This window comes from Mesorhizobium sp. M4A.F.Ca.ET.050.02.1.1 (assembly GCF_003997725.1).
In the GTDB taxonomy this organism is placed as follows: domain Bacteria; phylum Pseudomonadota; class Alphaproteobacteria; order Rhizobiales; family Rhizobiaceae; genus Mesorhizobium.
Genome location: NZ_RZSG01000951.1, coordinates 1 through 2054 on the forward strand (window position 1 = coordinate 1; position 2054 = coordinate 2054).

Sequence of the window (2054 nt, forward strand, 5' to 3'; positions counted from 1 at the left end):
AAGGACCGATCAGCACCTCGGCCGCCGATTACGAGCCGGGCGTCCAGGCGTCGTAGTCGCCGGTCACTTGCGGGCGGTGCTGGTTGGTCAGCACCGAGCCCTGCGGACGGTAGGCCGCAGGGCTGCCGGTGAGATTCGGCAAATGCGGCTTCTGCCATTCGCGCGGACGATAGTCGTCGCTCGGCGGCGCCACATCGACGCGATGATGAATCCAGCCGTGCCAGCCCGGCGGGATCTTCGAGGCTTCCGAATAGTCCCGGTAGATGACCCAGCGACGGGTGCGGCCTTCTGAATCGATGCCGCCCTCGTAATAGACGTTGCCGGCTTCGTCCTGGCCGACCTTCCTGCCGTGGCGCCATGTGTGGAACCGCGTTCCCAGCGTCTGGCTGTTCCACCAGGTGAAAAACTGCGTAAGGAAAGCTTTCATCCAAGTCCTCGCGGCGGCAGCGGCTGCGCCTTTCTCCTGCTTATGGCGTCACGCAATCGCGAAGGCAAGGGTTTTGCCGTGGGGCGCAATGTAAATGGTTCGTGCGCTAAATCGATACAGCCGCGCGGATAGCGGCAGCCCTGCTTGCCAAGCAGTTCCTGTCTTTCTAAAGCTCTGCTCGCCCGGCAACGGGCGCCTGGCCTGGTGCCCGGCCAAGGGAGGTGAAGATTCAAGACCTGTCCGCCAGTGGCCGGATCAGCGCCGACGCCATTCGCCGCCGCAAGGGCGGCGTGCCGATCGTCTGCCTGACCGCCTATACCTATCCTGTCGCCCGATTGCTCGATCCCCACGTCGACCTGCTTCTGGTCGGCGACAGTGTCGCCATGGTGCTGCACGGCCACAAGACCACGCTTGGCGCATCCCTGGAGATGATGATCGCGCACGGTCAGGCGGTGATGCGCGGCTCCGACAGGGCTTGCGTGGTCGTCGACATGCCTGCCGGCAGCTATGAGACGTCGGTGGCTGAGGCCGTCGCCTCGGCGCGGCGCATTGTCGAGGAGACGGGCTGCCAGGCGGTCAAGCTCGAGGGCGGCGTCGACATGGTCGGGCAGATCGCCGCGATCGTGGCCGGCGGCATCCCGGTCATGGGCCATATCGGCCTGCAGCCGCAATCGGTGGAAAAGGACGGCGGCTACAAGATCAAGGGCCGGACCGAAGACAATGTGGCCGCCCTGTTCCGCGACGCCGAAACGGTGGAAAAGGCCGGCGCCTTTTCCGTGGTCATCGAGGGCACCGTCGAGAGCGTCGCGGCTGATCTTACCCGCGCCATCGCCATCCCCACCATCGGCATTGGCGCCAGCCGCGATTGCGACGGCCAAATCCTGGTCATCGACGACATGGTCGGCCTGACCGTCGACCGCGTGCCGAAATTCGTCAAGGAATATGCCAGCCTGCGCGATGTCGTCTCGGACGCTGCCGCCCGCTACGCGGCGGAGGTGCGCGACCGCGCGTTTCCCGGCCCGGACCACGTCTTTGCCGCCACACCCGATAAGGACAAGGTATGAGTCGACCGATCGTCGCCGAAACGGTTTCCGCCCTTCGCGCGCAAATCCGCGACTGGCGGCGCGAGGGCCTCGGCATCGCCATGGTGCCGACCATGGGCGCGCTGCATGACGGCCATATCTCGCTGGTCAGGATGGCGCTCGAAAAGGCCGAGCGCTGCGTCGTCTCGATCTTCGTCAATCCGGCGCAGTTCGCCCCGACCGAGGATCTCGACAAATATCCGCGCCAGCTTGCCCGCGACCTCGAACGGCTGGCCGAAGCCGGCGCGCATCTCGTCTTCACGCCAGGCGTCGCGGAGATGTACCCGGCCGGCTTCGCCACCAGGATTTCGGTCGGCGGCCCCTCCTCCGGCCTGGAACCGGATTTCAGGCCTAGCTTCTTCGACGGTGTCGCCACCGTCGTGGCCAAGCTCTTCCTGCAAGCGGCTCCCGACTATGCGATCTTCGGCGAGAAGGACTATCAGCAGCTTTGCGTCGTCAGGCAGCTTTGCCGCGACCTCGACCTGCCCGTCGCCATCGTCGGCGCACCGACCGTGCGCGATGCGGATGGCCTCGCCATGTCCTCG

At 65.7% G+C, this 2054-nt stretch carries 3 protein-coding genes; 2 read left to right on the forward strand and 1 reads right to left on the reverse strand.

What is annotated here, in order from left to right; genetic code table 11:
• Window positions 1–28 precede the first annotated feature (28 nt).
• The gene (locus EOA33_RS33530; protein WP_126054368.1) at window positions 29–427 is read right to left on the reverse strand and encodes an NADH:ubiquinone oxidoreductase subunit NDUFA12; all 399 of its coding nucleotides are present in this window, start codon (window positions 425–427) and stop codon (window positions 29–31) included.
• 221 nt (window positions 428–648) lie between these two features.
• Between EOA33_RS33530 and panB the strand changes: the two genes are divergently transcribed.
• Window positions 649–1491: a 3-methyl-2-oxobutanoate hydroxymethyltransferase gene (gene panB / locus EOA33_RS33535; RefSeq protein WP_127407567.1), complete on the forward strand. Its 843-nt coding sequence runs from the start codon at window positions 649–651 to the stop codon at window positions 1489–1491.
• On the forward strand, window positions 1488–2054 hold a 567-nt coding region (panC, locus tag EOA33_RS33540; protein WP_127407568.1), incomplete at its 3' end, for a pantoate--beta-alanine ligase. The genes panB and panC, both read left to right, overlap by 4 nt.